The sequence below is a fragment of the Sphaerisporangium sp. NPDC049002 genome, assembly GCF_040649355.1.
Classification (GTDB): Bacteria; Actinomycetota; Actinomycetes; order Streptosporangiales; family Streptosporangiaceae; genus Sphaerisporangium.
Map to the genome: position 1 here is coordinate 1 of NZ_JBEZFH010000038.1, position 25,281 is coordinate 25,281.

Sequence of the window (25,281 nt, forward strand, 5' to 3'; positions counted from 1 at the left end):
TCTTGGAGTGGATCGCGAAGCCGGTCAGCTTGACCTGCCTGTCCAGCAGCGAGCGGTTCGTGTCGCCCCAGGCCCGGCCGATGAACTCGCCGAGCGGCATGACCGCCGGCCTGTCCCGTGCGAGCACGTCGTACGCGTCGAGCGCCGACGGTCGCGGCTGGGGTGTCTCGTCCCGCTCGGCGGCGAAGGATCCAAGTGCGGGCGGGGCGATGAGGAAGATGGCGATCACCGGAAGGCAGAGCAGCCAGGCCACCCGGGGCCCGTGCCGGTGCTCCCCCGCCGGTCCGTGCTCGGCGGCGGCCTGCGCCTTCGGGACGTACGGCTTGTGCCACTCCTGGACCAGGCCGAGCGCGCCCAGCGCGAAGATCACCAGACCGGCCGCGACGAGCAGCGGCCGGAAGCCGGGTTTGACGTAGTTCACGTACATGGTGGACAGGGCGGATACGCGCAGGATCGCCCCGCCGAGCAGGGTCATCACCAGGCTCTGGGCCATACGGTTCACAGAAGCACCCACCCCACCAGAACACTCACCAGAACGGCCAGCGTGAATGTCAGCGGGACGAAGCGAAGCGCGAAGGCCCGGCCGAACGTCCCCGCCTGCAACGCGATCAACTTCAGGTCCACCATCGGCCCGACCACCAGGAAGGCCAGCTTGGCGGTCGGGGAGAAGGCCGTGAGCGAGGCGGCCACGAAGGCGTCCGCCTCGGAGCAGATCGACAGGATGACCGCCAGCACCGCGAGGACCAGCACCGACAGCCAGGGAACGTCGCCCACGGACGAGAGCCAGGACCGGGGGACCACCACGTTCAGCGTCGCCGCGGTCAGGCCGCCCACGACCAGGAACCCGCCCGCGTGCAGGAAGTCGTGCCGCATCGCCGACAGGAACGCCGCCCACCGCGACTCGCCCTCACTCGCCGTACGGGAAGGGATGCGCAGCCAGCCGGGACGGCCGAGCAGCTGCCAGGCCCAGCCGACCAGTACGGCGACGAGCAGGGAGGCCGCGAACCGGCCGGCGACCATGAGCGGCTGACCGGGGAACGCCACGGCGGTCGCCACCAGGACTACCGGGTTGATGGCCGGGGACGCCAGCAGGAAGGCGAGAGCCGCCGCCGGGGTCACCCCGCGCGCCATCAGGCCCGACGCCACGGGCACCGAGGCGCACTCGCATCCGGGCAGCACGAGCCCGGCCACGCCCGCGACGGGCACGGCGGCGTACGGCCGGCGCGGCAGTACGCGGGTCCAGAAGGACGGCGGCACGAATGCCGTGATCGCCGCGGACAGTGCCACGCCGAACACCAGGAACGGGACGGCCTGCACGCAGATCGCCACGAAGATCGTGGACCAGGCGCGCAGGGCCGGCGCGGTCAGGTGAGGTGAGAGGAGGAGGTTGCCGAGGAACAGGAAGCCCACCAGGGCCGCGAAGACCCAGGGGAGAACCTGTGCTTCGGGAGCTCGCCGTCCCCACGTCGGCGGGGGGACCGGACTGTCGGGCTCATCGGTCCAGTCGAGTGTGGTTCGGTCGCTCATAAATGGCTTAAGAGATATTTCTTGATATCGGGAGATACGCGCTGATGGGCGGGTGTTGCGGGGTGTTAGACGTCTTGACGCTACACCCGTCCCCTTGGTCGCAGTTGCCCAAGTAGCCAACCGGGCCCGGCGACCTCGGCGCCCAGCGCCCGGACCCGCTGCCGGAGCTCGCGATCGGCGGTCACGATCAGCGCTCGCTCCCACGGCCTGGTCTGCCGGATCTCCCCTACGGTGTCCACGATCGCGTCGTCGCCGCTGCCGGGCGCGTCGATGACCTTCACCATGCCCTCGGAGCCGACCCCCTTTGCGGCTCCCTCAATGATCATGATCATCCGGGGGAACCACTTGGCCGGTGCGGGAAACCCCTCCGGAGGGCGCAGGCCGTGCCTCGCCAGATCGTCGACGTCATCCAGCAGGCGTTTCGCCGCCCCCGCACGGTCGCGCCACCAGCCGTGCTCGGCACGCGCGCCCACGATGTTGGCCGCGTCCAGGATGACCACGGACGGCGGCAGGGCGGACCTGATCTCCGGCCAGGTCTCGGCGAAGCCCGGATGCAGGTCCTCGCCCCCGATCTCGTCGGCGGGCAGCCACCGCATCTCGGTGCTCTCGCCGTTCGCCGGAGCGGAGGGGAAGCGGGCCTCCGCCTCCGCGATCACCGTCTGGAAGGACCAGCCGCCGTGGTCGTCGGTGTAGACGCCGAGGACGCGCAGGCCGTCGCCCTTCAGGGCCGCCTCCTCCAGGGCTTCTCGCAGTGCGCCCGTGACCGCGTCCTCGTGGCTGTCGAGGGCTCCTCCGGGAAGGCCCCAGGTGCCCCCGTGATGGCTCCACCACGACCGCTTCTGCATGAGGATGTGCGGCGTGCCGCCGGTGTCGAAGTGGACGGCCAGCAGGCCCGAGGCCCCGTGCAACCCCCAGTGCTGATGACCCCGCTCGCACAGCGCCCAGCCGTCGCCGTCCTTCGCCGCCATCCCTCTATCCTGCCCCAACTCCGAAAGTCAGATCGAGCGGGCCTCGCTGAGCTTTCGCTGGGATCCTCCTGGCCTGGCTCCAGAGGGGGTGCGGCGCAGGGGTGGGCGGTGGGCCCAGGTGGCCCAGCGCCAGAGCCATTCCAGGGGCCCTTGGCGGTAGCGGCGCAGCCAGAGGGGAACCAGCGGCACGCCGTTGCTGCCGAGGATCAGCGGCGTCGCGATGAGGACGGCGGCGAGCCCCGCGACGGCCCAGCGCGGCAACCAGGTGGAGGGCAACAACACCAGCAGGCCGACGACGGCGTAGATGGTCGGGATGTCGCCCCGCCACAGCAGGAACATGTGAGCCAGGCCCAGCGGGAGCAGCACCAGGAGCCGGCGCAGCATGAGCACCCGCGGGTGGAGGACGTGGCGTCCCGCGGAGTCCAGCAGCAGCGAGAAACCGATGCCGAACAGCAGGGAGAAGATCGGGAAGAAGCGCTGGTCGACGAGCAGCCCCAGCCAGGCGCCGTCCTGAGTCGCCGCCACCACAGGATGCGTGACCGGTGCGGCGTCGACCATGTGGGCGATCGGCTTGACGTTGGCCAGCAGGATTCCGCACAGGGCGAACCCGCGCAGCACGTCGAGCGCGGCGACACGCGGCCTGCCGGAGGAAGTCGTCGTGGGCTGACCGGGTCCCGTGGCTTCCGGCGGTGGGGGGAGCGTTGCATGTGCCATGGGGCCACATCCTGCGGCCCTCCGTCCCGGCTCCGGATCAGTCGAACGTAGGGTTCACGGCGCCCCGGACCGTACTTCCGGCCGGTTGCGCACGAACAACGGGCCTCGCTTCGCTCGGACTGTGCCTATTCGAAGCTTCGCTCCGGCGAACCCGGAGTCGTAGGGATCTCCAGTGTCACGCCGAGCGAGTCACAGCGTGGAAAGCGGGCCACGTCAGCGTCGGCGCTTATCGGTCTGCCGAGGGTGACCTGTGCCTGCCTGCGTGATCCACACAATGCGTCGGTCCTCGTCGATGGCATACCAGATCCGGCCGCCTCCGGTTACCTCGTACTGCCATTGTTCGAGTTCGACACCGTCGATTTTCACAGCCCTGAGGTCGAACTTGAGCCGGTGCTGCCGAGCCAGATCGTCTCGACCGCGGGGATCGGTGGTGATGGCGATCCAGGCCCGATCGAGGTTCTCGGGTGCTTGGGACAGCAGCGCGGACCACCCTTGCGCGGCTTGACGGTCGACGAGGCGCACGATCCATCCGGTCGGCCGTCGTGCCTCGTCGCCACGACCCAACCTGTCACTCATTGATCGTGTCGGGTCGCGGCAGGTCAATGGCTGAGGTGGTGTCGAAGGGCCCGCGAAGGCGGCGGGCGAGTTCGGGGTCGGAGTAGATCTCAGCGGTGGAAATCCATTCGCGCAGCGCGCGGGCGAACGGTACGAGCAGCCCGGTATCGGCACCGGCCAGCAGGTGGTCGAGCAGCTCGGTCACGCACTCATGCCGGGCTTCGGCAGGCAGCCACTTCAGCCACGGGAGCTCCTCGGAGAAGACCTCTTCGGCGAGGCTGCGATTCGAGCGCGCGATGATCGACAGAGACCGAGCCGCGAGGCGAAGACCGTCGGTCATGGCCTGGAACCGCTCGGAGCGCATCAAGACGAGGTTCTCGGCATCCCTCCGTTCCAGGATGACGTCGGCGTCGTCCAGCGCCGGGAACACGCTGGTCTGCTTGTTGATCAGCGTCGAGAAGGGAAACGACCGCGTTGTCATGCCCCCACTCTACCTCTCAACTTCGAAAGTAGTTCAGTTGCCACTTCCAGTTTAGGCACCCCGCTTCGATCGGACTGCTTTCTGTAGCCTCACTCCCGCCCTCGACCGGACTGTATGGCGCCCCGGGTTCGCCGGGGTTAGATCAGTTCCACGGCGGGCGTGCGCCAGTTCCAGCGCGTTGTCTCATCGTCGGCCCAGGCAGCACTTCCCGACTTCTCGGTATGGTGCCGTGCAACCCAAGCCGGAACATCGTTCATCGCGCGCACCTCATTCAAGGCAGCGCGGGGTTCTCCGCCTGCTTCCTCCAGTGTCCTCTTCCCGGGGTGGTCACGCAGCCGGCGTGCCCCGTCCGGGACGTCACGTTCGGCCCGTCGCGCCCGGCCGGCGGGACGAACACGGGGACGGCGAGCGGGATGGATACCGTGACGCGCCGGAGTCGTAGTAGCGGTTCTCTCGGGAGCGCCGCGCGGTCAGTCGGTGGTCGTGAGTGAGCGGCTCGCCACCGATGCCATGTGCGCCTTGAAGATGTTCGCCGCGTCGGGGTTGCGGGTTCTCAGGGCGACCATGGCGGTGAGGATGACGTCGCACAACTCGCTGTCGACGTCGTCCCAGGTGTGGGTGAGGCCCTTGCGAGGGTTCTGGCCGAGGACGCCGATGACGGCCTCGGTGACCTCGCCCGTCTCTTCCGACAGTTTCATGAACCGCAGGAGCAGTTCGACATCGGGTGCCAGCGCGCTTTCGGCGTCGAGCCAGGCCACGAGCCGGTCGACGGTTTCCCAAGCCTCGGCGTCCATGGCCGCTCAGGATACCGCGATGATGTGGGGTGCCGTCCGGGCTGGTCTGGCGCCTGGGACTCCAACTACATGACGCAGATTGGGAGAGATCTATGACCGGAATCGCGCCCGTGATCCGTCGATATCGGGCCGACGACGCCCAAGCCACCCTGGACGTCTTCTACCGGGCGATCCGCGTCACGGCGTCGCGCGACTACGACCCCGACCAACTCGCCGCCTGGGCATCGCCGGACATCGACCCGGCCGACTGGGCGACCTACCGGAAGGAAGCGGAAACCTGGGTGGCGGAAGTCGACGGCACGGTGGTCGGCTTCACCGACATCAACTCGACCGGGTATATCGACATGATGTTCGTCGACCCCCAAGCCGGACGCGCTGGAGTCGCCACCGCACTCCTCGGCCGTGTGACGGAAATCGCCCGGTCCCAGGGGATAGGTGAACTCACCGTCAACGCGAGCCTCACAGCCCGGCCGTTCTTCGAACGCCGCGGCTTCACCGTCATCGCCGAGCAACGCGTAGAGCGACGCGGAAGCGTCCTGACCAACTTCCGGATGCACTCACCCCTACGGTGAACGCGGAAACCCCGACAGTCGAGCAAGATCACGGTCCTGTGAGTGTTCTCGCAGGTGTCAGCCACCGCCCTTGGCGAAATGCTGGTAGTCCTTGGCGCCGTTGAAGTAGCCGCCCCACTGCCAGCCGTGCTTCTCGAACAGTTTGACCACGCGGTCGTCCGCGTTGATGACGCCGGGCTTGTGCAGCGGGCGCCTGGCGAACTGCCTGGCGTTGTCGTGGGCGACCGAACCGTCGGGCTCGACCCAGGGGTTCTCCCGGGGGTTGAGGTCGATGGCCCTGCCGTACGAGTGCTTGGACCAGCTGCTGGCGCCCGTGGTCCTGCGGCAGTTGAACGCCGAGGTGTTGTCGGCCTCGATGGAGTCGAAGTCGCTGCCCTTGTAGACGTCGATCGGCACCATGCGGGCGATCGGGTACCGCCACTCGTACAGCTGCTCGAACTGGGCGACCACGTCGTCGGTGACCCCGCGGTTGACGATCAGCTCCCCGCTGTGGGCCTTCTTGTCGAAGCCCCAGTACGTCAGCGTGACCTTCCGCAGGCTCTCGGGGGAGACCGGGCAGCCGGGCCGCCACGAATGCTTGAGCTGGCCGGCCGTCACCTCGGAGACCTTCGACGTGAAGGCCGGCGGCTCTGAGGGAGAGGGTGCCGCGGAAGCGGACGGCGTCGGGGAGCTCTCGGCTGCCGGGGAGCCCTCATCCGACGGAGCGGACGAGGCTTCGCCGGACGGTGAGGCGGGGGCTTGGCCGGAGGGCGACGCCACTGTGGACGACGGCGGCGGTTCCGCGGTGACGCCGGAGCTGGTGCCGCACGCGGTGACGGTGGCCGACACGCAAGCCAGGGCGAGAACGCCCAGGTGGCGAAGCTTTCGTATCTCGGACATACGCCAGGGTAAGGGCACCCCGCCCGCGCTCGTGACGAAATCGTGATCTCGGCCGAATGTGTCGGCGTAACCAGACCGTTCGGGATCTGTGTCGCAGGTTTTACTCGGAAATCCTCGCGCACATGTTCGAGGGAGCGCTACAGTCGTGGCCATCGGATCGAACAGGGGTTCGGTCCGAGAGGTCCCAGGTGAGGGGTGGTGTGCCATGGCGTTGCTTTCCCCGCCCGCGAGGCAGGCGTGCGCCCCACCCAGATCCGCGACACGCCGTAGCCCTTTCTACGAAAATCTAGGACGGCCGCTATATCCGGTCATAAAGTCCGAGAGCGTGGACCCCGTGCGCAATCCCTATGCCCCCGGTGCGGGGCAGCGCCCTCCGGAGCTTGCCGGGCGTGATCGTGAGCTGCAGCAGTTCGAGGTCGTGCTTGAGCGGGTGGCCCGTGGCCGCCCCGAGCGCAGCATGGTCCTCACCGGGCTGCGCGGCGTCGGCAAGACCGTGCTGCTCAACACCTTCAAGTCGATGGCCATGCAGCGGCTCTGGGGCACCGGCAAGATCGAGGCCCGTCCCGAGCAGTCGATCCGCCGTCCGGTCGCCGCGGCGCTCCACATGGCGATCCGCGAGCTGGCCCCCCGCCACCGCGCCCCCGAGCGCATCGAGGAGTTCCTCGGCGTGCTCAAGGCCTTCGCCATGCGCGACCCGTCCGCGGCCAAGGGCACGTCCCACTGGTCGCCGGCGATCGACGTCCCCGCGGGCAGGGGCCGGGCCGACTCGGGCGACCTTGAGATCGACCTCACCGAGCTTTTCGTCGACGCGGCCTCGGTCGCGACCGACCTGGGCGTCGGCGTGGCCCTGTTCATCGACGAGATGCAGGACGTGCAGGCGCCCGACATCTCCGCCCTGTGCGCCGCGTGTCACGAGCTGTCGCAGAGCGGCGGCCCGCTCATCGTGGTGGGGGCGGGTCTGCCCCACCTTCCCGGTGTGCTGAGCGCCAGCAAGAGCTATTCCGAGCGCCTGTTCCGCTACGCGCGCATCGACCGCCTCGACCGGGAGGCCGCCGACCTCGCCCTGATCGCCCCCGCCGAGCGTGAGCAGGTCGAGTTCACCCAAGAGGCGCTCGACGCGTTGTACGAGGCGGCCGACGGCTATCCCTATTTCGTCCAGGCCTACGGCAAGGTCGCCTGGGATCTCGCTCCCGGCAGTCCCATCACGGCCGAGGACATCAGGGTCGCCTCTCCCGAAGCCGAGGAGGAGCTGGCGGTCGGGTTCTTCGGGAGCCGTTACGAGCGCGCCACCCCCGCCGAACGCGACTACATGCACGCCATGGCCTCCGTCGGCGACGAGCCCGTGCCGACGTCCGACGTCGCCGAGCTGCTCGGGCGCAAGCCGTCCAGCCTGTCTCCGGCCCGCGACAGCCTCATCAAGAAGGGACTCATCTTCAGCGCCGAGCGCGGCCTGATCGCCTTCACCGTGCCGCACTTCGGCAAGTTCCTCCGAGCGCAGCCGCTGTAGGCCGCGCTGGGTCCCACAAGCCGAGCGCGGTCTTCTGCGCTCCCATTGATCTCTCTACGGCTTTCTAGAGGGGAAGCTAGAGAGCCGTAGAGAGTCGTATTCGCGGCGCCGAGCATCGGAAGGCCGCGAGGTGTGCGGGCGCGAGGGCCAGGCTGGGGCCTTCGCGCCCGCCTTGATTAGATTGTCTAGGGGTTTCTAGCGCGTGGCCGATAGGCCAGTAGATTCGTGCAGAGTCCCGCCGGTCCCCTCGGCCCCGACCACGGCCACCCGTACGGGCGGACGCCGCCCGCTGAGGTACACGGCGAAGACGACCTCGGCCTTGGCCCCCGCGGCGGTGCGCCCGGGGTAGACGAAGAACCGCCAGCACAGCTCGCGCCAGGTGTCCTCCGGCTCCCCGGAGACGAGCAGCGCCGCGTGCGACCGCCACTCGCTGCTCGACCGCAGGCGCGAGAGGGTCCTCGCGGCCGGTACGGGCCGCTGCTCGCAGGGCGCGCGATACCTGACGCGCGCGATCGCCTCCTCCAACTCGGTGGAGAGGACGGACAGCAGCGCGACGCCGGCGGCGAGCGCGATCGCCAGATCCCAGGAAAGCCCGGACAGGACATCGGCGCCCGTTACGGGAACGAGCGTGACCGTCACCGCCATCGCGGTCAGCACGACGGCCCGGCCGATCGCGCGAAGGCCCACCGGCGAGCCGCTCGCCTCGCCGAAGCAGCCGCACCCCACATCGGGCCGCCGGCGGCGCAGCTCCCACAGCACGTACGTGGCGAGGGCGAAGAACGCGATCGTCCCCCACCGGGGCAGCGGGCTGCGGGTGAGCACAAGACCGCAGGCGAGCGTGGTCTCAACGGTGGCACAGAAGATCAGCACAGGCTTGCGCCAGCGTTCGGGGACGAGCATCGCGGGGCCGAGCCGGCTGAGACCGCCGGGCTCGGCGTCGGTCCCGGCAGTCGCGATCTTGGCAACGCTTCCGAGGACGAGAAGCAGGACGAGGAGCGTGAGTGCGGCGGCGGCGAGCGTTGCGACCTCCACGGTCACCCCAATCCGACACGGGCGTTGAAGCATCCCTTGGCGAGGTCTCCACCGAGCTCGACGAAGGAGACCGGTGACAGTTCCACGATTCGGCCCCGTGGCGAGGTGCCGCATTCCACGCACCGGTCGCAGAAGCGCCCCGCCATACATCCGCAGGCGACGATCGGCAGGACCAGGGCGCGGCTTTCACACACGTTGCCGACGTAGAGCATCGAGCCCAGCGCGAGATAGGGCAGACCGGTGCACGACACCCCCGCGTCCTCGCAGCCGGAATCGGCACGTTCCAACATCGGGTACGCGGCTCCGGCCTCCCCGTCGTCGAAGGCGTCCGACCAGGCGGCGGCTCCGGAGATCCTCGACTGGATCCCGCCGTACGCGGGCGGGGGAGGCGGCACGGCGGTCGCCCGGTAGGCGGGCTGCGAGGTCGCGGGGAGCCGCGCGAAGGTCGTACCCTCCACCCGCGTTCCGATGGCGTCGAACAGGAAGCCCGGTTCGAGCTGCGGATGCCGTACGCGAAGGCGTCCCGAGGCCCCGTAGGGGATCACGACCGTACGAGTGCCCCGGTGCGGCCCGCAGTCGAGCTCGACCGTCAGGTCCCTGCGTTCCGTGCCCAGGGAGAGGATCACGCCCGTGATGCGCGTGACGTCACCCCAGAGACGTTCGGCCACGCGGCCGGACTGCCGGGCCCGGATGACGACGCGGGCGCCGACGGGGAGCTCGGCCGGTACGACCGGCCGGCCGTGCCAGGCCGTGGCCCACGGCGCGATGACCAGGCGCTCCTCCACGCCTTCGGAGTTCTCCAGGATGACGAGGTGCGGGCTGATGTCGAGGATCTCGCCGGTCACCCCGCTGAGCGCCGGGCGCTCTTCCACCTCGGCCTGCGGCGGGACGCCGCTCCGGCCGAGTGCGGCGGATGCCAGCGCATAGCGACGCTCAACTCCCATCGGCCCCTCCCCGGTTGCCGTCGCGAGTTTCCTCGGTCGTCCGCTAGCGTCACACGGTTCGCCACCGGCACCGGCTCTGGCGGGGCGATTTTTTCCCCCCGTATCAGTGCGCGTAGCAAATTACCTACTCCAGGATGAACTACTCGCCGCCCCACGGGGTCACCCGACTGTAACGATCTTTGCCGTTGACGGGGCGAAACCTGGATTGAGGATCAGCCGCATTATGGCTTCCGGCTGCGATTCTGACCACGAGATTCGAATGAATCATGGCCCTTCGTCATGGCACCGGTGATCGCATGAGCGGTAAAGACGAGGAGTTCCGCGAGTACGTGGTTGCCCGCGGTCCTGCACTGTTGCGCGTGGCGTACCAGCTGACCGGCCAGCCCGCCGACGCGGAGGACCTGCTTCAGGCCGCCCTGGCCAAGACCTACCTCGCCTGGGACCGCATCAACGACAGGGCCTCGCTCGACGGATACGTGCGCCGGGCCATGGTCAACATCAACATCTCGTGGTGGCGGCGCAGGAAGCTGGAGGAGTACCCGTCGGAGGAGCTGCCGGAGACCCCGGTCAGGGACGGCCCTAGCCCCGGGGAGATCCACGAGCTGCTGGAGGAGGCGATCAACCGGCTGCCCACCCGGCAGCGTACGGCGATCGTGCTGCGCTACTACGAGGACATGAGCGAGCCGGAGATCGCCAAGGCCCTCGGCATCAGCATCGGCACCGTGAAGAGCACGGTGTCGCGCGCGATGGCGAAGCTCCGCGGCGATCTGGTCATCGTGGAGTCCCGGCAGCCCGAGGTCCAGGCCCACTTATGACGGATCCCGGGCTACTCACGACGGATCCCGGGCTACCTATGGCGTATCCCGGGCTACGGGCTCGGCACCTGGCTACGGGCTTGCGCACGGGTCGCGGGCCTGGTCGCTGGTCCGACCGAGCGCTTGTCTCAGGACCGTCCCCGGGCCAGACTCGGAAAGCGGAGGTGGCACTGATGCGCAGCACCATGCCCGACTACCCGCTCACCATCACCTCGATCATGCGGCACGGCACCGGCCTGTACGGCGACCACGAGGTGGTCACGTACACGGGCGACGGGTACCACCGCCTGCCGTACCGCGAGCTGGGGCGGGAGGCCGCTCGCCTGGCGGGCGCCCTCCGCGGGCTCGGTGTGGACGGCGACCAGCGTGTCGCCACCTTCAGCTGGAACACCACTGACCATCTGACCGCCTATCTCGCCGTGCCCAGCATGGGGGCGGTGCTGCACCCGCTGAACATCCGGCTCTTCCCCGAGCAGGTCGCCTACATCGCGAACCACGCCGAGGACGACGTCGTCATCGTCGACGCCTCGCTGGTGCCGCTGCTCGCGCCGATCCTTCCCGAGATGAAGACGGTGCGGCACGTGATCGTCGTCGGCGAGGCGGACACCGGGGCGCTCCGGTCGGCGGGCAAGGACCTGCACGACTACCGCACGCTCCTCGACGGTGCGCCCGACGGCTTCGACTGGCCCGAACTGGACGAGCGCGCCGCGGCCTCCATGTGTTACACGAGCGGTACGACCGGCCATCCCAAGGGCGTCGTCTACAGCCACCGGTCGGCCTACCTCCACTCGATGAGCGTCTGCACGGCGAACGCCGTCGGCCTCTCGTCGGGCGACCGGGTGCTGCCGATCGTGCCGATGTTCCACGCCAACGCCTGGGGCCTGCCGTACGCCGCGCTCATGGCGGGAGCCTCGCTGGTCATGCCCGACAGGTTCCTGCAGGCGGAGCACCTGACGAGGGTCGTCGCCGAGGAACGGCCGACCGTCTCGGGCGCGGTTCCGACGATCTGGGGGGACGTGCTGCGCCATGCCCGCCAGCACGGTTCCGACCTGTCGTCCCTGCGGCTGGTGACGTGCGGCGGCTCCGCGGTGCCCGAGTCGCTGATGCGGGCCCTCGCGGAGGAGTTCGGCGTCCGCGTCGTGCAGGCGTGGGGGATGACCGAGACTTCACCGCTCGCGACCGTCGCCCACGGCGACTCGTGGGATCTGCGGGTCACCCAGGGCAGGCTCCTGGCGGGCGTCGAGGGCAGGCTCGTCGGCGCGGGCGACACCGTGCTGGACGCCGACGGGGTCGCGGTGGGCGAGCTGGAGGTACGCGGGCCGTGGGTCACCGGGGCGTACCACCTGGACGAGGACACCTCACGGTTCCACGACGGCTGGCTGCGCACGGGGGACGTGGGCAGGCTCGACGCCGGCGGCTACGTGACTCTGACCGACCGGGCCAAGGACGTCATCAAGTCCGGCGGGGAGTGGATCTCTTCGGTGGAGCTGGAGAACGCCCTGATGGGCCATCCCGCCGTGGTGGAGGCGGCGGTCATCGGCGTGCCGGACGAACGCTGGGGGGAGCGTCCGCTGGCGTGTGTGGTGCTCGACGGTACGACCGGAGTGGCGGAGCTCCGTGAGTTCCTGTCGGCCAAGGTCGCGCGCTGGCAGGTGCCGGAGCGCTGGGCGTTCGTCGAGACGGTGCCCAAGACGAGCGTCGGCAAGTTCGCGAAACGCGCCCTGCGCGAGATGCACGCCCGGGGCGAGCTCACGATCGTTGAGAGCTGACCACGCCAGGTTCGACGGCGCCAGGTTCGACGGCGCCAGGTTCGACGGCGCCAGGTTCGACGGCGCCGGCGGTGGCGCACGGCCGTACGACGTCGCGGATGATCCGCAGGGCGCTCAGGAACGTCTCCAGCTGATCGGGAGCCAGCAGGCCCGTGAACCAGGTCTCGATGTCCTTGAGGTGCTCGGGGATGACCGCCTCCAGGCGGGCGACGCCGGCGTCGGTCAGCGTGGCGTAGGACGCGCGCCGGTCGCTGGCACAGGCCACGCGCTCGACCAGCCCCTCGCGCTCCAGCCTGTCGACGACCCGGGTCACCCCGCTGGTCGAGAGCGACGTCTGGGCCGCCAGGTCGCTCATGCGCAGCCTGCGCGCGGGGGATCGCGCCAGGCGGATCAGGGTCTCGCAGTCGATTTCGGACAGCCCTGCCTCCGCGAAGACGGGGTTCATCTTGGCCGCCAGCCCGGAGTGGACCTCGGAGAGCAGGCCCATCGCGGTGAGCCTTGGATCATCAGCTGGAATCACGTTCATAGTCTAGACGACGTTAGTTGACGTGAGGAATATTCCTCGTGTAGACATCTGTTGGAGAAGACATCCGCACGGCAACTACTCGTTTCACGGAGAGATGGCACATGAGCACTCGCGCCTGGGAAGGCCTCACGATCCCCGAGCCCGGCACCTTCGACCTGGATGTCGCGCACACCCGCATCGGCTTCAGTGCCAAGCACATGATGGTGAGCAAGGTCCGCGGCCGGTTCGGGGAGTTCTCCGGAAGCGTTACGATCGCCGAGAACCCGCTTGATTCGTCGGCCGAGCTGACCATCCAGTCCGCCAGCATCGACACCGGTAGCGCCGACCGCGACACGCACCTGCGCAGCGACGACTTCCTGTCGGTGGACAAGTTCCCCGAGCTCACCTTCCGGAGCACCCGCGTCGTCAGCCACTCCGGCGACGAGCTCGTGGTCGCCGGTGACCTCACGATCCGTGACGTCACCAAGGAGGTCACGCTCAAGGTCGAGTACGGCGGCGCCGGCACCAACCCCTGGGGCCAGGAGCTCTTCGGCTTCGACATCGAGACCGAGATCGAGCGCGAGGAGTTCGGCCTCACCTGGAACGTCGCACTGGAGACGGGCGGCGTCCTGGTCGGCAAGAAGATCAAGATTGAGATCGAGGGCGAGGCCACTCGCCGCGCCTGATCGTCGGGAGGACTCCGGCGAGTCTGATCCGGTGAAGAGCGAGGTCCTGCGGTGACCCGCACTTCCCACACTCTGTATCCACAGGCTGTGGATACAGAGTGTGGGAAACCTCTCTCCTCTTCGGCGGGGACACGCCGATCCACGGCACCACCCCTGGCCGACCAGCGCCTGACCAGGCGAATTGCGGAGAATGCCAGGGGACGATCAGCGACGGACCGGGGCAACAGCGAGAGATCGGCCGACCGGCTGCTCGGGAGGAAGCGTCCCTTCCACGACATGTTCGGCCGCCACGGCGAATCCACTTTGCCGCCTAGCATCAAGGCCGGTACTCTGTGCTGAGCCAGTCGGCCTCCCAGCGAGCCGACGGGTCATCAGGAGGCTTCGCCTAGTCAGGTCTATGGCGCCGCACTGCTAATGCGGTTTGGGTCTACAGCCCATCCGGGGTTCAAATCCCCGAGCCTCCGCACTTCAAAGGCCCTCTCCCGTTATCGGGACGAGGGCCTTTTTGATCTTCGCAGAGGGTCATAGTTCACGCCCTGCTCGACGTGGAGCGTCCCTGCGGTGTGCCTCGCATCGTGAAGCCGAGCGTCACGCAGACCGGCCTTCGCGAGGATCGACTTCCACACCTTTTGTTCTGTTATGTATCGAGCGGCGGCGCGCCGCGCCGCCGTACCCGGCCCTCCACCCGCCCGCCGTCCGGGCGTGCGGCGTGGGCACCGGTCGCGGCCGGCGGCGCCCCGGGCCGTAGCCGCACAGCGTACCCACCGAACCGCAGGCACCCGGCCCGCCGCCGCTGCGGTTGCAAAAGCAGCCAGCCCACGGATAGCCACGGAGCCTGCGTCACAGAGATAATCGGCCGAGCCAATCGAAGAGGCGGTCATCCGGTGCAACAAACCTACGGCCTGACGTTTCGGTGCTGGCGCGATGACGGCCTTGTCACACTCGCTGACCTTCTCATGTCCTTGGGGCGGACAATCGAGGGCAACCGGTGGCGACTGGTGGTAGAGGAACTGCCCAGCCCCCGTTATCAGGAGATCTGCGACACTGCAGACAGGTCCCTCATGGAGACCGGTCAGCTCATCGCCCTGCTCGGAGATGATGCTCAACTCATAGACGGCGAACTCGCCGCTTATGATGCGGACGGGGCATGTTGCGACCTGACAATACGCGCATTAGACAGCACGTGGTGGGACATAGAGACGACCAGGCAAGAGGTTTTGGACCAGGTCTCGCGGTTCTATCCGGACGCGGAGATTCTGCACTCACGATCGCCTGATGAGGACTGAGTTTCCGGACGGGGTCGGGGGCGATCGGCGGTCCGGGGCTTCGTGTCCTAATGGCGGTGCGGGCGCGTTTCCCGTGTCTTCGGGCGTCAGGGCGCCCGGTGTTCGCCATCAACCCGATCAGTGCGTCCGCTACCGGGGACCGGCACGCGGTCTCCCGTAAGAAGTCCGACCGCCAGGACGCGATCGTTTTGGCCGGCATTCTGCGCACCGACATGGTTAACTCGTCGCCGAACTTCCACGGTCGTGCCACCCGAAGACTCCCCTCTATGGAACGAGATCCATTGTCAGGGGTGCCCTCACCTCAGGGGGAACCTCATTAGCGTCGTCGCTGCCACCATGGCCATTCGGGCGAGGCGTGTGGGTCCGGCGACGTTCGAGCGACGAAGCGTCTGTCGATAGGGAGAACCAAGGCGTACAGGTACGGCTTAGCCCAACGCGGCAAAGCGATGATCGCTTGTTCGAGCCGCCGGCGTGGCCCGTCTCCGCAACACTCGGGGCACACGCACGCAGGTGCGATCCGGTCGGCGGTGCCGGGGACGACCGCTTGCGTCCAAGCCAGCAATGCCGCCGCCACCTCACCCGGCCGCATACGGGTGTGCTCCAATGTGATCACTGCGGCCATGGCCCGGCGTCCGAGACCGGGGACATGGTGGATCGAGGCTCTGTGGGTTCCGCACACCGATCCTCGTGCGCGGACCGCAGAAGGGCGCCTACGCGGCATGGCCCTTTCTGATCGAGGTCATGGCGTTGATGATCGCATACCGAGAAGTCGGCTTTCAGGTCTGAGCAGGGGATCATCACCCTCACGATCGCATGATGGCCGCTGATCTCCGCTCAGGGCCGCAAGACAGGAAGATCAGGCCATACGTCCCCACGAGGCGCGATCGGCCGCCGAAACGGCACGCATCGTCGGGTCACGGCCCGTGACGACGAGTTCCCAGTTGCAGTTCTAGTTGCAATCCAGCCCCGTTCAACCCCGTTCCGGAGAGACCGGCCGCGCCCGTTGGTCCAGGCGGGACTGATCGGGACGGGCAGGATCAGAGCTGCTGATGCGGTTTGGGTCCCGGGCCCGGGTGAGCGCATGCGTACCGTCCCGGCCTGATCGCCGGGACCGGCCTCATCCTGCAACCGGTGGAGCGCGTGAAGTCAACCCTTAAAGTCTGCAATCACCGCGAAGTGACTTTAAGCGGATCACAAGGATGATCAGCCAGTGTGGGCAGGGCCGAAACGGTGGGCGCTGTACCTCGGAATGGTCACTCCCACTCCACGAGCCATGTGAGGTGACTGGCGATGGATAACAGAAGTGAAATAGAAGTCCGATGGCTTGACTGGCGCGATGCCGGCGAAGAGATCCTCGCCGTTCGAAGACGCGTTTTCACCGACGAACTAGGCTGGCAAGAGAACAGGTTACACCACGAGAGAGATCCAGAGGGCCTTCACCTTTGCGCCATATCCGATGGCAAGATCGTGGCGGTCATCTCCGCGTACGTCTACGAACCGGGGGCACCCGACCTGGCCGCCATGGAGCTGCCGGAGACGGGCGGGCTCACGGTTGAGATCGGCAAGCGAGTTGGACTTCCGACCCATCGGGGCGCCCTTATCAGCGCAGAGATGGCGACCTCGATGGTGCGTCAGATCTGTGAGGCGCTACGGCCGTCCCGTTTCTTTCTCATTGTGCGCGTGAGCGCACAGCCGTATCTCATCGATCGATACGCCAGAAGGAATTTCGTCTACCATACCGAGGTCGGCTCGGGCGACGACGCGGTCGCCGTAATGAAGGTAGAGGGCGAGGAGGCCCTGGAGGAGTTCTACCTCAAGCACCGAGATCTCGCCAGGGAGCACTCGTGCACCGGCAGCGCCGTGTCCGTTCCCTCGCTTGTCAGGTTTCTCGCGGACAACGGGCGTGACGATCTCCTGGCGGTGGAGCGCCTCGCGGAGGAGAACCATTACCTCGAATTGCTGGCCGTCCAGACGGAGGCGCCCCGTCTGACGGCCCAGGGCCGTTTGATACTCGCCGAGCAGCGACCCCGCCTGGCCGCGACACCGTTCGTGCCCGCGCCCGCGTCGCTGGTGGACATCGGGAGCGGGCCTGGGGAGTATCTCGCGGCGATCGCGAAGGAGGAGCCACTCGCCGGCTACCGCGTGCAGGGCGTCGAACCCGCGCCCCAACTGCTCGCCAGAGCCCGATCGAACTTCCCGGAGTGCGATTTCCGGCAAGGTACCGCTTACGCCACAGGTGAGGCTGATGCATCACACGACGTGGTCACGTCGCACTTCCTGTTCGTGCATCTTCGCAGTCCGGATCTTGCCCTGCTCGAAATGCGCCGGATCTTGCGGCCCGGTGGGCTTCTGTATGTGGTCGACGTCAACGACGCCAGTTTCTCCGCCCCTGAGGCGATCCAGCGCGTGGTCAGGGCCTACGACCGCAACTATGTCGGCGATCGCCTGGTCATGAGCGACCTGCCGAATCGTGCCGCGGAGTTCGGCTTCGAACTCGTCCGGCATTTCTCCACAACGCTCGGGAACGCGGGGGACGCCCAGCCGGGCTTCGGTCCGGACAGGATCCGTCTCGGACACGCTGACGCGTGGAATCTGTTGTCGTTCGTACGCTCACAGAGCGGCATCGAGCAACTGTTCAAGGAAGCCGAGGACTACTACTTCAGCACCAATTCTGAAATCAGCATCAATCTCGAAACTCAGATCTACCGGCTCTCTCCCGCCCCGGAAGAGAGCGTCGGCCGCGACCTTTCGTGATATTCACCTGGTCCGCGTGAGTGTTTCGCCCGTGTTCGCGGCGCACAACGCTCATCACACCACCGCTGGGTGTGCCGGGCCAGCACGAAACCGGCCCGGCGGAGTCCCAAGAGTGCGGTAATCCGCACGTGAGGGGAGCGGGATGGGCTACATCTCGGAGTTCTTGGCGGCTTGTTCGACGTTCTGGCGGATTCGCTCGATCTCCGCCTGGGTTACATTGAGGGTGCCGAATTCCTTGACCGCCTGGTAGTACGTCCATGCGATGCCGTTGCAGGTGTTCCTTGGGATGGTGGAGTATCCCGCGCAGACCTGCTTCATGTCGAAGTAGAACGCGTCGTCGATGTGCGACTTGTTCGCCGGGAACTGGTTCACCGCCTTGTAGTTGCGGTAACCGAAGTCGTGGCGACGGCATGGCATTCTGAAGTCGAAGCCGAGCGGCTGGTCGGGGCTGGTCGAACAGAGGTCGGTCGACCAGTCGAAGGCATAGTCGGCCCAGCTCGCCTGGTTCTGCCAGGCAGAGCGCCAGCTGGCTGCGCTGGCCGCCGTGGGCTGGGAGAACGTGGAAAGTGCGGCGATCTTTTGCTCCAGTGTCACCGCGTAGGCGGGCAGCGTTAATCCGATTAATGTGACGAGGGAGAGGGCGGCGGTCGCGAGGGCTCGTTTGAGCATGGGCTCTGCCTTTGTTTGGGGGGTGCCTCTCAGGGCAGGGTGCTACCACCGCCTACGATGAAGCGAAATATCCTGAAACGCTGGGACGGATCTTCGTGAAGATTGGCGCGGGCATTCGTAGATGATCGCTCTTTACAACAATTACAACGTCCTGTAATGGCCTGTTCCGACAAGTCGAGCCGCGAGAGCGGGCACGCTGCGCGCTGATCGGCGTGGATCGCGGCGCGGCGCTCCGCGGCGGCTCGCAGGTCATGCGAGGGCGGTGGCGATTCGCAGGCGGAGTCGCGGTTCGTGGGTGGGGTCGGTGCGCAGGGTCAGGGTCAGGCCGGTGGGAGCGGCGTCGGCTAAGACGGACAGCAGGATGGCGAACTGTTCCGGGGGTTCGGCGCTGAGGAGTTCCTCGGCGTGGTCCACGATGAGGGCGACGTTTCCGCTACTGGTCGCGTCGCGCAGGGAGTCGGCGAGAGCGTCCCAGTTGCGGCCGAAGTAGTCCGGAAAGCGCAGGACCCGCGCCGCCTCCTCGAAGAAGGCGGCGCGGGTCTGGCATGAGCGTCCGTCGACGACCGCCGGCGCTGGACCGGTCGACACCGTCAGCCATCGCGGCAGCGGACGTGCGGCGGATGTCATGGGACTCCTAGAGCCTGTAGAAGTCGGTGTAGTGGTTCGGCGAGAACCAGACCACGCCGGTGCTGCGGTTCACGACGATCCGGTACGCGTCACGCGCGGCGCCTCGTGCCCGGGAGTACACGTCGTACTCGTAGTAGGTGGCGCCGCTGGGGAGCTGGCCCTCTCGGTTCTGGAATTGGCCGCCAGTGTAGTTGTACCTGCCGTCCGGCCAGGAGTACCAGCCAGCGGTGGTGGGGTAGCCCTTGGAGGACCAGGTCGCCTTGGCGGACCGTGCGTCGGAGCACCGGGAGATGGTGCAGGAGCTGATGACCGACGCGTCAGCGGGGGTGATGCCGACGACGCCGATCAGGGACGTGAACGCGGCGAGCATGACGATGAGCCGTGCCAGCCAGGAAGGTCGGGGGCGTTGCAGGGTGTGCACGAGGCCTCCTTGCGGGGGATGCGAGGACCGACACCCGTCAGGATTGCTGTCAAAATGGGTCAAAGAAAGGCAAAGGTCTCCAAAGGTGCGATGAACTCTTTGTTGCTCTGGGCCGACGCCGAGCTCACGCCGCGCGTGATGGCCTCCCCTCGCCGTCCTGCCCGGTTCCATGTGATCAGCGAACGGGCGGTCCATCTGCCTCGCCGGGCCGTCCGATGACCAAGGAATGGGGGTCCTGTGGCCGTACCACGGGCTTGCCTCCTCGTCGCGGCTTCAGCCGGACCACACCCCGACAAATGGTGAAAAATCGTTCTCTAAGGCAGGGGGAACATCAATCCACCGCATGCGATCATGTCCTGGTCCAGGTGCCCCCTCCCTGGAGAACAGGCAGCGAGCCTATGGAAACGCCCCGTTCCGAGTCGCCACCGCTCCCGCGGCGGGACGAAGCCGTACGCTGCGCCGAGGCCGAGGCCGACGCCGACAGCCGTTGCGTTCTGCCCCCCGATCACCCGGGTGAGCACGTCTACCCCCGCCAGCCCGACACCTGACCACGCCGTACCTGCGGTGATCGCGGGCGGAGCGTACGCGCCGTGCTTGGATACGCGGGTGGCGACCCGTGGAGACGAGCAGGCCCGCGCGAGGATGAGAGACGCGCGGGTGGCCAGGCTGGGCACCGTCGGCGAGGACGGCACGCCGCACCTCGTCCCGGTGACGTTCTCCCTGGACGGCGATCGCATCGTGACCGCCGTCGACCACAAGCCCAAGAGCACCACCACCGGCCTGCGGCGGCTGCGGAACATCCGGGCCAACCCGAGGGTGTCCGTCCTGGTCGACCACTACGACGACGACTGGGCGACCCTGTGGTGGGTACGGGCCGACGGCGTCGCCACCATCGTCGAGCACGACGAGGAGCGACTCCCCGCCCTGGCATCGCTGGTCGCGAAATATCCGCAATATGCGGATCGTGTTCCTGAGGGGCCGGTCATCCTGATCGAGGTCACCCGGTACGCGAGCTGGTCGTACTCCGGAGAGCTGTAGTGCCTGCGGACGTACCCCGGGCAAGCTGGAGGAGTATCCAGTGCTCAGCCTGGCCGCGATCCTCCCCGGAAGAATAAGATTCCACCTATGCGGATCTTCGCGAACCTGAGCGAGCTGAAGGCGGCCACCGGCGAGCACTTCGGGTACACCGAGTGGCGTGAGGTCACCCAGGAGCAGGTCAACCTGTTCGCCGACGCCACCGACGACCACCAGTGGATCCACGTCGACATCGAGCGGGCCAAGGCCGGCCCCTTCGGCGGGCCGATAGCCCACGGCTACCTCAGCCTCGCCCTGCTTCCCTCCTTCATGATGGAGCTCTTCAGGGTGGAGGGCCTGAAGATGGGGATCAACTACGGGCTCAACAAGGTGCGCTTCCCGTCGCCGGTGCCCGTGGGAGCGAAGATCCGCGCGGGCGCCGAGCTCCTGGACGTCAAGGGCACTCCGGCGGGCACGCATTCCAGTCTCCGCGTCACCGTCGAGGTCGAGGGCTCCAGCAAGCCCGCCTGCGTGGCCGAGAGCCTCTCGCTGTACGTCCCCGAGTAGACCATCCACTTGGCCTGATTAGATCGTCTACGTCCCTGAGTACAGGATGGCCGCCTGGACGGGGCTGCGCAGGCCGAGTTCGCCCAGCATCCCGGCTGACGTGGGTCTTCGCCGTGGCCTCGGTCATGTCGAGCTCGCGGGCGATCTCCGCGTTCGACAGTCCGCGTGCCACGCAGGCCAGCACCTCGCGCTCGCGCGGCGTCAGGACCCCGAGGTCGTACGGCCTGCGCTCGCTCGTCCCGGCGAACTCCGCGATCAACCGCCGGGCCGTCCATGCGGGGGCATGCGGATGTCCATCAGGACGACATCGGGTCGCGGCTCACGCCATCTGGACGGCCGCGTGCCCGTCTGCCGCCTCGCCGGCCACCTCGATGTCGGGGTGGCCTTCCAGGATCAGCACGACGCCCGCACGCACCGTCGCATGATCATCGGCGGCCAGGATCCTGACCGGTTCCCAGCCTTGGGTGCTGAGCAGCAGAGTCGCCACCACGTCCCCCGGCGTTTCCAGAAAATGAGGTCCTCGTCGTCGCCATTGACGAAGTGCAGAACGTGGTCCGTAGGATCGAATTCGACTCCAGACATCTCGCCCAGATGGGTCTCGCCCAGATGGGTAAGGACTGCCTGTCGGCCTCGGTAGCGTCCGACATAGCGGCGGGCTTGGGCCACGAAGAAGTCTATGGTGGTGGCGTCCAGTACCGCGTTTGGGCTAACACCGATGAAGCGTGGCGGACTGAGAGGGCCGAACCGGCGGAGCTGTTGGGTGCCGTTCGCCCAATGCAGTCTCTTGGTGTCCGGGTCGTACACTACGCAGTAGACGGGGATGTTCCCATTCGCCCAGGTGTCGACGTGCTGGCCGATAGGAACCGCGTAGCCGTTGCCTCGCCGCCATTTGTCCCCACCTTTGACCTGGACCTTGATCGTGTCGCTTGTGACATCCCCGTCGTCGGTGAAGGTGACGTAGAAGTCTTCACCAAAATCGTTCTGCCCAGATATCTCTTGAACGATGTGATCGTGATCTTCGAGCAGGGTGCGCAGCGCGTTTACGGCAGCCTGTCCTACGCGCCGCCCTTTCGAGATCTTCGGCATACCACCCTCCTAGAGGTTCCTCGCTGGCTTGGGGTAGATCCGGTCCAATGTTGTCCTCAATCACCCTGCCTCACGCCTCGGAGAGGGACGTTGGAGCCTGCGCTGTCAGCTTGGGAAGTGCATGGATCACGCCTCGTAGAGGCGCTGAGCTGGGCATTCGGCCGGTCATGAGTGACCGTGGTTGACCCCTCGTCACCCTGTCTAATGGCACGCTAATGGCACGAGCGGCAGGATGATCCGGTGAAGCTGAACGAGAAGATCGCGGCGGGGATCGCGGAGGAGTACCTGGACCGGTGGCGACGTGTCGCGCGTTACGACGAGCTCGCCGTGATGGAAGAGAACGATGACAAGGACTGGGAGAACGTCATCGGCGAGGACGGCCAGGAGTACAAAATCCTCGCCTACGTGCTTCCGCACGGCGGCGGGACACTCCGGATGGTGATCTCGGTGAACCACCGCAGGAAGGATCATGCGGCTGCTGACCCGCTGCTGCGGGAAGCGGTCATGCGCTCAGACGGCACTGTGACCACACCGGCGGATCTGGCCGAGCTGGAGGAGGGCGTGGCTGGTCCCTCCGAAACGGGTGAACGGGGCTGGATTGCAACTAGAACTGCAACTAGGAACCGGCTGTCACGGGCAGGCTGATCACAGTGATACGCGCGGTCCCGATGGGGCTCGGATCTCGTGCATGGTGATCACGTCGCCTGGCTTGAGGTGTCGCCGGTGTTCGAAGGTCAGGGGAAGCAATCTCACCGACCCGCACTCGCCCGGCTTCAGCGGATCACGACCTTCGACCCAGAGTCGGGCGATGCCGAGCAGAGGTTCACATCTACTGCTACACCCGAGGTTGAAATGACAAAGGGCGCTCCTTGTGAATCAAGGAACGCCCTGGTCAGACTGTGCGCGGCCGGAGGTACTCGAAACCCCAACCTTCTGATCCGTAGTCAGATGCTCTATCCATTGAGCTACGGCCGCCTGCTTGCCTGGATAAGCATAGCGGGTCTTCGTGGGTGTGCCGAACCGGTTATGGAAGCCGCTCGGCGCATGAGGGCGATGGTCCCGCTGCGGGGGGGTGGGCGCTCGCGATGCCGGGTGGGAAGTCATCGGGTGTCCCAGCGACACGAGCACCGGGAGGGAGCGACACCCCGCGCGTCTGGGCTTCGGTGCCTTTGTCAGGGGGCGGCCACCACGCGGATCTCGAAGTCGATGCCGCTGACGACCTGGCCGGCTCTGATCTTGCAGGTCTTGCGCAGTTCGACGTCGCCGTCGACCATGACGTTGCCCTCGGCGATGAAGTGCTTGGCCTCGCCGCCGCTCTCTGTGACGGAGCAGTACTTCAGCAGGTCGCACAGAGGTATGTAGTCAGTGCGCAACTGGAAGGTGTCCTCCAGGAAGTTCTCATCCACGCCCACAGCATAGGCAGACCCGCGGCGGCCGGAGAGCTGGCGGCGGTGCGAATGGGATTGATGGGCGAAAGGCATCACTACCGGACAAATGCTCTGCAAACTTTCCCGGTTCCGGGCGTGGCGGGGGCGCTCGGCGGCAATGAACCAGCCGGGTCACGCGACGTGGCCCTCGGACCTGCGGATTGAAGGCATGATTCAGCAGCCAGGGTTGTACGCGATGGGCGGTTCCTCGACGCAGGTCGTCGTGGCGATCGCGCTGACCTGCCTCGGAGCCGTGGTGGTCCTGGCGGCGCTCCTGCGCAGGCGGCGTAACCGGGCGGTGGCCGCCCACGCCCACTCCCAGCACGTCACGGACTTCACCCGGCTGCTGCTCCGTACGCAGTACGACTATCCACGCCCGACCCTGGCCGATCTGGTGCAATCGTCACGCCAGGGCGGCCTGACGATACGTCTCCACCTCGCGGGAACGCCCCGGGAGCTCCCCGACCCCGTGGACCTCGCTGGTATGCGGATCATCCAGGAGGCCCTGACCAACACGCTGAAACACGGAACGCCGAACGCGACGGTGGTCCTGTGTTACCAGCCCGACCGGGTCACGCTGACCGTCGACAACGGGATGAGAGGGAAGACGCCCCTGCCCCGGAGCCAGCACGAGGGGCTCACCACGATGCGGCGTCGCGCGAGCAAGGTCGGCGGGTCGGTGACGGCCGGGCCGTACCAGGGTGGGTGGCGCGTTCACGCCGAGCTGCCGTTCCGGTAGGCACCAGCGAAAGCCGGGCCCACGCACCTGACCAGGACAGGAACACCTGGCTTCCATGGTCACCGGACCTGGGACTTCTTGGGAACAGGGTGTAGCCGAGCGGCCAATTCCCGCCCCGCTGTCGTCGTCAGCGGGGACGAGCCTGGCTACACCTTTCCGTGTACGGGCCGGCTGTCGACGGCCGGGGAGGCGGAGGTGCGGGTTCGACCGCCCGGCCGCCTGCCGATGAACCATTCGGCGACGGCCAGGTTGATGATCCACGCGGCGCCAGAGAGCAGCGCTCGCGGAAGCTCTCCCGGCATGCCGGCGATCAGGATCCACGGCAACTGGGTCAGCGCCTGCGTGCCCGCGCCCAAGCCGATCGCGTAGCCGCGCATCATCCAGGCCCGGTGCCGGACGAAATCCCGCCGCCGCACCGCGGCGAAGCCGAGAACGATGCACAGAAGCATGCCCGTGCCGAACACGAGCCGGAAACCGGCGAGAAGATCGCCATCGCCCACGGGGCGAGGATAGAACAGTGTCATCCACAGACCCGAAGCAGCTGTGGCGAGTCCGCACAGGACCAGCAGCCGCCCGGCGGCGCGGTGCCAGCCGGGCCTCCGGCGGCGGAACCCGGCCGCGAACTGGAAGGCCCCCAGAAGGCTGAACAGGAGGGTGCTCGGAATGTGCACCAGCACGGGCAGGGGCTCCATGAAGAACCGTGCGTTGTCGGGCGTGATCGCCGCACCACCACTCAGCTGGCCCAGCCGGACGACGCCCGCGATCGCCGGAATGACGCTGAGCACCACCAGCCCGGCGGGCACAAGCCACCCTGCCCGACCGGAGGAAGCTGCGGCGTGAGTCCGTGCTCTGTTCCGGTCACCCGCGGGGCGGCTCCTTCGGGGCGACACCGTCATACTCTCATCGGTCATGACCCGATCCTCGCGAGCGAGGGGGTGGCCTT

At 67.3% G+C, this 25,281-nt stretch carries 29 protein-coding genes, 2 tRNA genes and 1 pseudogene; 13 read left to right on the forward strand and 19 right to left on the reverse strand.

Translation table 11 applies throughout. From position 1 onward, the window contains the following. The 7 genes from AB0B89_RS10945 to AB0B89_RS10975 all read right to left on the reverse strand — a co-directional run. Positions 1-502: TIGR03943 family protein (locus AB0B89_RS10945; protein WP_358550971.1), on the reverse strand; the 502-nt coding region annotated here is incomplete at its 3' end. Next, entirely contained in the window at positions 499-1,527 is a 1,029-nt protein-coding gene (locus tag AB0B89_RS10950; RefSeq protein WP_358550973.1) for a permease, read from the reverse strand. The genes AB0B89_RS10950 and AB0B89_RS10945, both read right to left, overlap by 4 nt. An 80-nt stretch (positions 1,528-1,607) precedes the next feature. Beyond that, on the reverse strand, positions 1,608-2,495 hold the full coding sequence (locus tag AB0B89_RS10955; RefSeq protein ID WP_358550975.1) for an NUDIX hydrolase: 888 nt from the start codon (positions 2,493-2,495) through the stop codon (positions 1,608-1,610). A 27-nt stretch (positions 2,496-2,522) separates the two neighbouring features. Then, positions 2,523-3,209 (reverse strand): DUF418 domain-containing protein, encoded by a 687-nt coding sequence (locus AB0B89_RS10960; RefSeq protein ID WP_358550977.1) that lies wholly within the window; start codon positions 3,207-3,209, stop codon positions 2,523-2,525. A gap of 213 nt (positions 3,210-3,422) precedes the next feature. Continuing rightward, entirely contained in the window at positions 3,423-3,731 is a 309-nt protein-coding gene (locus tag AB0B89_RS10965; protein ID WP_358550979.1) for a hypothetical protein, read from the reverse strand. A gap of 46 nt (positions 3,732-3,777) precedes the next feature. Then, positions 3,778-4,245: a hypothetical protein gene (locus AB0B89_RS10970; RefSeq protein WP_358550981.1), complete on the reverse strand. Its 468-nt coding sequence runs from the start codon at positions 4,243-4,245 to the stop codon at positions 3,778-3,780. A gap of 470 nt (positions 4,246-4,715) precedes the next feature. Beyond that, positions 4,716-5,039, reverse strand: a complete 324-nt coding sequence (locus AB0B89_RS10975; protein ID WP_358550983.1) for a MazG-like family protein — start codon at positions 5,037-5,039, stop codon at positions 4,716-4,718. Between the two features lie 92 nt (positions 5,040-5,131). On the opposite strand from AB0B89_RS10975, the gene AB0B89_RS10980 reads away from it, so the two are divergent. After that, complete coding sequence (locus tag AB0B89_RS10980; protein ID WP_358550985.1) at positions 5,132-5,611, forward strand: GNAT family N-acetyltransferase; 480 nt, start codon at positions 5,132-5,134, stop codon at positions 5,609-5,611. 57 nt (positions 5,612-5,668) lie between these two features. Here AB0B89_RS10980 and AB0B89_RS10985 read toward each other — a convergent pair whose 3' ends face one another. Continuing rightward, positions 5,669-6,208, reverse strand: a complete 540-nt coding sequence (locus AB0B89_RS10985) for a M15 family metallopeptidase (RefSeq protein ID WP_358550987.1) — start codon at positions 6,206-6,208, stop codon at positions 5,669-5,671. Between the two features lie 607 nt (positions 6,209-6,815). Between AB0B89_RS10985 and AB0B89_RS10990 the strand changes: the two genes are divergently transcribed. Next, positions 6,816-7,997, forward strand: a complete 1,182-nt coding sequence (locus tag AB0B89_RS10990) for an ATP-binding protein (protein ID WP_358550989.1) — start codon at positions 6,816-6,818, stop codon at positions 7,995-7,997. A gap of 195 nt (positions 7,998-8,192) precedes the next feature. Here the strand turns inward: AB0B89_RS10990 and AB0B89_RS10995 are convergent, their stop codons facing one another. Together AB0B89_RS10995 and AB0B89_RS11000 are read right to left on the reverse strand one after the other, a co-directional pair. Continuing rightward, positions 8,193-9,029: a MauE/DoxX family redox-associated membrane protein gene (locus AB0B89_RS10995; protein ID WP_358550991.1), complete on the reverse strand. Its 837-nt coding sequence runs from the start codon at positions 9,027-9,029 to the stop codon at positions 8,193-8,195. Between the two features lie 2 nt (positions 9,030-9,031). After that, positions 9,032-9,973, reverse strand: a complete 942-nt coding sequence (locus AB0B89_RS11000; protein ID WP_358550993.1) for a hypothetical protein — start codon at positions 9,971-9,973, stop codon at positions 9,032-9,034. 296 nt (positions 9,974-10,269) lie between these two features. On the opposite strand from AB0B89_RS11000, the gene AB0B89_RS11005 reads away from it, so the two are divergent. After that, positions 10,270-10,788, forward strand: coding sequence for a SigE family RNA polymerase sigma factor (locus AB0B89_RS11005; protein WP_358550995.1), 519 nt, complete (start codon positions 10,270-10,272; stop codon positions 10,786-10,788). Between the two features lie 173 nt (positions 10,789-10,961). Further along, a complete protein-coding gene (locus AB0B89_RS11010; RefSeq protein WP_358550997.1) occupies positions 10,962-12,557 on the forward strand; it encodes a long-chain fatty acid--CoA ligase in 1,596 nt (531 codons plus the stop codon). On the opposite strand, the gene AB0B89_RS11015 is transcribed toward AB0B89_RS11010, so the two are convergent. Further along, on the reverse strand, positions 12,538-13,083 hold the full coding sequence (locus tag AB0B89_RS11015) for a MarR family transcriptional regulator (protein ID WP_358550999.1): 546 nt from the start codon (positions 13,081-13,083) through the stop codon (positions 12,538-12,540). The genes AB0B89_RS11010 and AB0B89_RS11015 overlap by 20 nt on opposite strands. A gap of 101 nt (positions 13,084-13,184) precedes the next feature. Between AB0B89_RS11015 and AB0B89_RS11020 the strand changes: the two genes are divergently transcribed. The 5 genes and pseudogenes from AB0B89_RS11020 (at position 13,185) to AB0B89_RS11040 (ending at position 17,788) form a co-directional block, all read left to right on the forward strand. Then, entirely contained in the window at positions 13,185-13,748 is a 564-nt protein-coding gene (locus AB0B89_RS11020; RefSeq protein ID WP_358551001.1) for a YceI family protein, read from the forward strand. A 374-nt stretch (positions 13,749-14,122) separates the two neighbouring features. Further along, positions 14,123-14,212 (forward strand) — tRNA-Ser (locus AB0B89_RS11025). A gap of 420 nt (positions 14,213-14,632) precedes the next feature. Then, on the forward strand, positions 14,633-15,034 hold the full coding sequence (locus AB0B89_RS11030; protein WP_358551003.1) for a hypothetical protein: 402 nt from the start codon (positions 14,633-14,635) through the stop codon (positions 15,032-15,034). 92 nt (positions 15,035-15,126) lie between these two features. Then, positions 15,127-15,249, forward strand: a pseudogene (locus tag AB0B89_RS11035) (IS110 family transposase); the annotation flags it as partial. A gap of 1,075 nt (positions 15,250-16,324) precedes the next feature. Next, on the forward strand, positions 16,325-17,788 hold the full coding sequence (locus tag AB0B89_RS11040; RefSeq protein WP_358551005.1) for a methyltransferase domain-containing protein: 1,464 nt from the start codon (positions 16,325-16,327) through the stop codon (positions 17,786-17,788). A gap of 147 nt (positions 17,789-17,935) precedes the next feature. On the opposite strand, the gene AB0B89_RS11045 is transcribed toward AB0B89_RS11040, so the two are convergent. The 3 genes from AB0B89_RS11045 to AB0B89_RS11055 all read right to left on the reverse strand — a co-directional run bounded on the left by AB0B89_RS11045 (position 17,936) and on the right by AB0B89_RS11055 (position 19,505). Then, on the reverse strand, positions 17,936-18,457 hold the full coding sequence (locus tag AB0B89_RS11045) for a phospholipase (RefSeq protein WP_358551007.1): 522 nt from the start codon (positions 18,455-18,457) through the stop codon (positions 17,936-17,938). Between the two features lie 249 nt (positions 18,458-18,706). Beyond that, positions 18,707-19,084: a barstar family protein gene (locus tag AB0B89_RS11050; protein ID WP_358551009.1), complete on the reverse strand. Its 378-nt coding sequence runs from the start codon at positions 19,082-19,084 to the stop codon at positions 18,707-18,709. 7 nt (positions 19,085-19,091) lie between these two features. Beyond that, positions 19,092-19,505 carry a ribonuclease domain-containing protein gene (locus tag AB0B89_RS11055; RefSeq protein ID WP_358551011.1) on the reverse strand — a complete coding sequence of 138 codons (414 nt, stop codon included), beginning with the start codon at positions 19,503-19,505 and terminating at the stop codon, positions 19,092-19,094. A gap of 606 nt (positions 19,506-20,111) precedes the next feature. On the opposite strand from AB0B89_RS11055, the gene AB0B89_RS11060 reads away from it, so the two are divergent. Together AB0B89_RS11060 and AB0B89_RS11065 are read left to right on the forward strand one after the other, a co-directional pair. Further along, positions 20,112-20,543 (forward strand): TIGR03668 family PPOX class F420-dependent oxidoreductase, encoded by a 432-nt coding sequence (locus AB0B89_RS11060; protein ID WP_358551013.1) that lies wholly within the window; start codon positions 20,112-20,114, stop codon positions 20,541-20,543. Between the two features lie 87 nt (positions 20,544-20,630). Then, positions 20,631-21,086, forward strand: a complete 456-nt coding sequence (locus AB0B89_RS11065) for a MaoC family dehydratase (protein ID WP_358551015.1) — start codon at positions 20,631-20,633, stop codon at positions 21,084-21,086. Here the strand turns inward: AB0B89_RS11065 and AB0B89_RS11070 are convergent. Together AB0B89_RS11070 and AB0B89_RS11075 are read right to left on the reverse strand one after the other, a co-directional pair. Beyond that, positions 21,013-21,270, reverse strand: a complete 258-nt coding sequence (locus AB0B89_RS11070; RefSeq protein ID WP_358551053.1) for a LuxR C-terminal-related transcriptional regulator — start codon at positions 21,268-21,270, stop codon at positions 21,013-21,015. The genes AB0B89_RS11065 and AB0B89_RS11070 overlap by 74 nt on opposite strands. Before the next feature lie 209 nt (positions 21,271-21,479). Further along, positions 21,480-22,172 (reverse strand): DUF4365 domain-containing protein, encoded by a 693-nt coding sequence (locus AB0B89_RS11075; protein WP_358551017.1) that lies wholly within the window; start codon positions 22,170-22,172, stop codon positions 21,480-21,482. A 240-nt stretch (positions 22,173-22,412) separates the two neighbouring features. Here AB0B89_RS11075 and AB0B89_RS11080 point away from each other — a divergent pair, with 240 nt between their 5' ends. Then, complete coding sequence (locus AB0B89_RS11080) at positions 22,413-22,817, forward strand: hypothetical protein (protein ID WP_358551019.1); 405 nt, start codon at positions 22,413-22,415, stop codon at positions 22,815-22,817. A gap of 257 nt (positions 22,818-23,074) precedes the next feature. Here the strand turns inward: AB0B89_RS11080 and AB0B89_RS11085 are convergent. Together AB0B89_RS11085 and AB0B89_RS11090 are read right to left on the reverse strand one after the other, a co-directional pair. Then, positions 23,075-23,147 (reverse strand) — tRNA-Arg (locus tag AB0B89_RS11085). A 197-nt stretch (positions 23,148-23,344) separates the two neighbouring features. Continuing rightward, positions 23,345-23,578 carry an RNA-binding S4 domain-containing protein gene (locus tag AB0B89_RS11090; RefSeq protein ID WP_358551021.1) on the reverse strand — a complete coding sequence of 78 codons (234 nt, stop codon included), beginning with the start codon at positions 23,576-23,578 and terminating at the stop codon, positions 23,345-23,347. A 190-nt stretch (positions 23,579-23,768) separates the two neighbouring features. Here AB0B89_RS11090 and AB0B89_RS11095 point away from each other — a divergent pair, with 190 nt between their 5' ends. Next, positions 23,769-24,338 (forward strand): hypothetical protein, encoded by a 570-nt coding sequence (locus AB0B89_RS11095; protein ID WP_358551023.1) that lies wholly within the window; start codon positions 23,769-23,771, stop codon positions 24,336-24,338. Between the two features lie 146 nt (positions 24,339-24,484). Here AB0B89_RS11095 and AB0B89_RS11100 read toward each other — a convergent pair whose 3' ends face one another. Beyond that, a complete protein-coding gene (locus AB0B89_RS11100) occupies positions 24,485-25,141 on the reverse strand; it encodes a DUF2306 domain-containing protein (RefSeq protein WP_358551025.1) in 657 nt (218 codons plus the stop codon). Positions 25,142-25,281 lie beyond the last annotated feature (140 nt).

Coding starts and splice junctions, on each gene's coding strand:
- AB0B89_RS11040 (WP_358551005.1), top strand. CDS start 16,325: ATGGATAACAGAAGTGAAATAGAAGTCCGATGGCTTGACTGGCGCGAT.
- AB0B89_RS11000 (WP_358550993.1), bottom strand. CDS start 9,973: ATGGGAGTTGAGCGTCGCTATGCGCTGGCATCCGCCGCACTCGGCCGG.
- AB0B89_RS11015 (WP_358550999.1), bottom strand. CDS start 13,083: ATGAACGTGATTCCAGCTGATGATCCAAGGCTCACCGCGATGGGCCTG.
- AB0B89_RS11020 (WP_358551001.1), top strand. CDS start 13,185: ATGAGCACTCGCGCCTGGGAAGGCCTCACGATCCCCGAGCCCGGCACC.
- AB0B89_RS10970 (WP_358550981.1), bottom strand. CDS start 4,245: ATGACAACGCGGTCGTTTCCCTTCTCGACGCTGATCAACAAGCAGACC.
- AB0B89_RS10955 (WP_358550975.1), bottom strand. CDS start 2,495: ATGGCGGCGAAGGACGGCGACGGCTGGGCGCTGTGCGAGCGGGGTCAT.
- AB0B89_RS10950 (WP_358550973.1), bottom strand. CDS start 1,527: ATGAGCGACCGAACCACACTCGACTGGACCGATGAGCCCGACAGTCCG.
- AB0B89_RS10960 (WP_358550977.1), bottom strand. CDS start 3,209: ATGGCACATGCAACGCTCCCCCCACCGCCGGAAGCCACGGGACCCGGT.
- AB0B89_RS11050 (WP_358551009.1), bottom strand. CDS start 19,084: ATGACATCCGCCGCACGTCCGCTGCCGCGATGGCTGACGGTGTCGACC.
- AB0B89_RS11075 (WP_358551017.1), bottom strand. CDS start 22,172: ATGCCGAAGATCTCGAAAGGGCGGCGCGTAGGACAGGCTGCCGTAAAC.
- AB0B89_RS11065 (WP_358551015.1), top strand. CDS start 20,631: ATGCGGATCTTCGCGAACCTGAGCGAGCTGAAGGCGGCCACCGGCGAG.
- AB0B89_RS10975 (WP_358550983.1), bottom strand. CDS start 5,039: ATGGACGCCGAGGCTTGGGAAACCGTCGACCGGCTCGTGGCCTGGCTC.
- AB0B89_RS11005 (WP_358550995.1), top strand. CDS start 10,270: ATGAGCGGTAAAGACGAGGAGTTCCGCGAGTACGTGGTTGCCCGCGGT.
- AB0B89_RS11010 (WP_358550997.1), top strand. CDS start 10,962: ATGCGCAGCACCATGCCCGACTACCCGCTCACCATCACCTCGATCATG.
- AB0B89_RS11095 (WP_358551023.1), top strand. CDS start 23,769: ATGATTCAGCAGCCAGGGTTGTACGCGATGGGCGGTTCCTCGACGCAG.
- AB0B89_RS11045 (WP_358551007.1), bottom strand. CDS start 18,457: ATGCTCAAACGAGCCCTCGCGACCGCCGCCCTCTCCCTCGTCACATTA.
- AB0B89_RS10980 (WP_358550985.1), top strand. CDS start 5,132: ATGACCGGAATCGCGCCCGTGATCCGTCGATATCGGGCCGACGACGCC.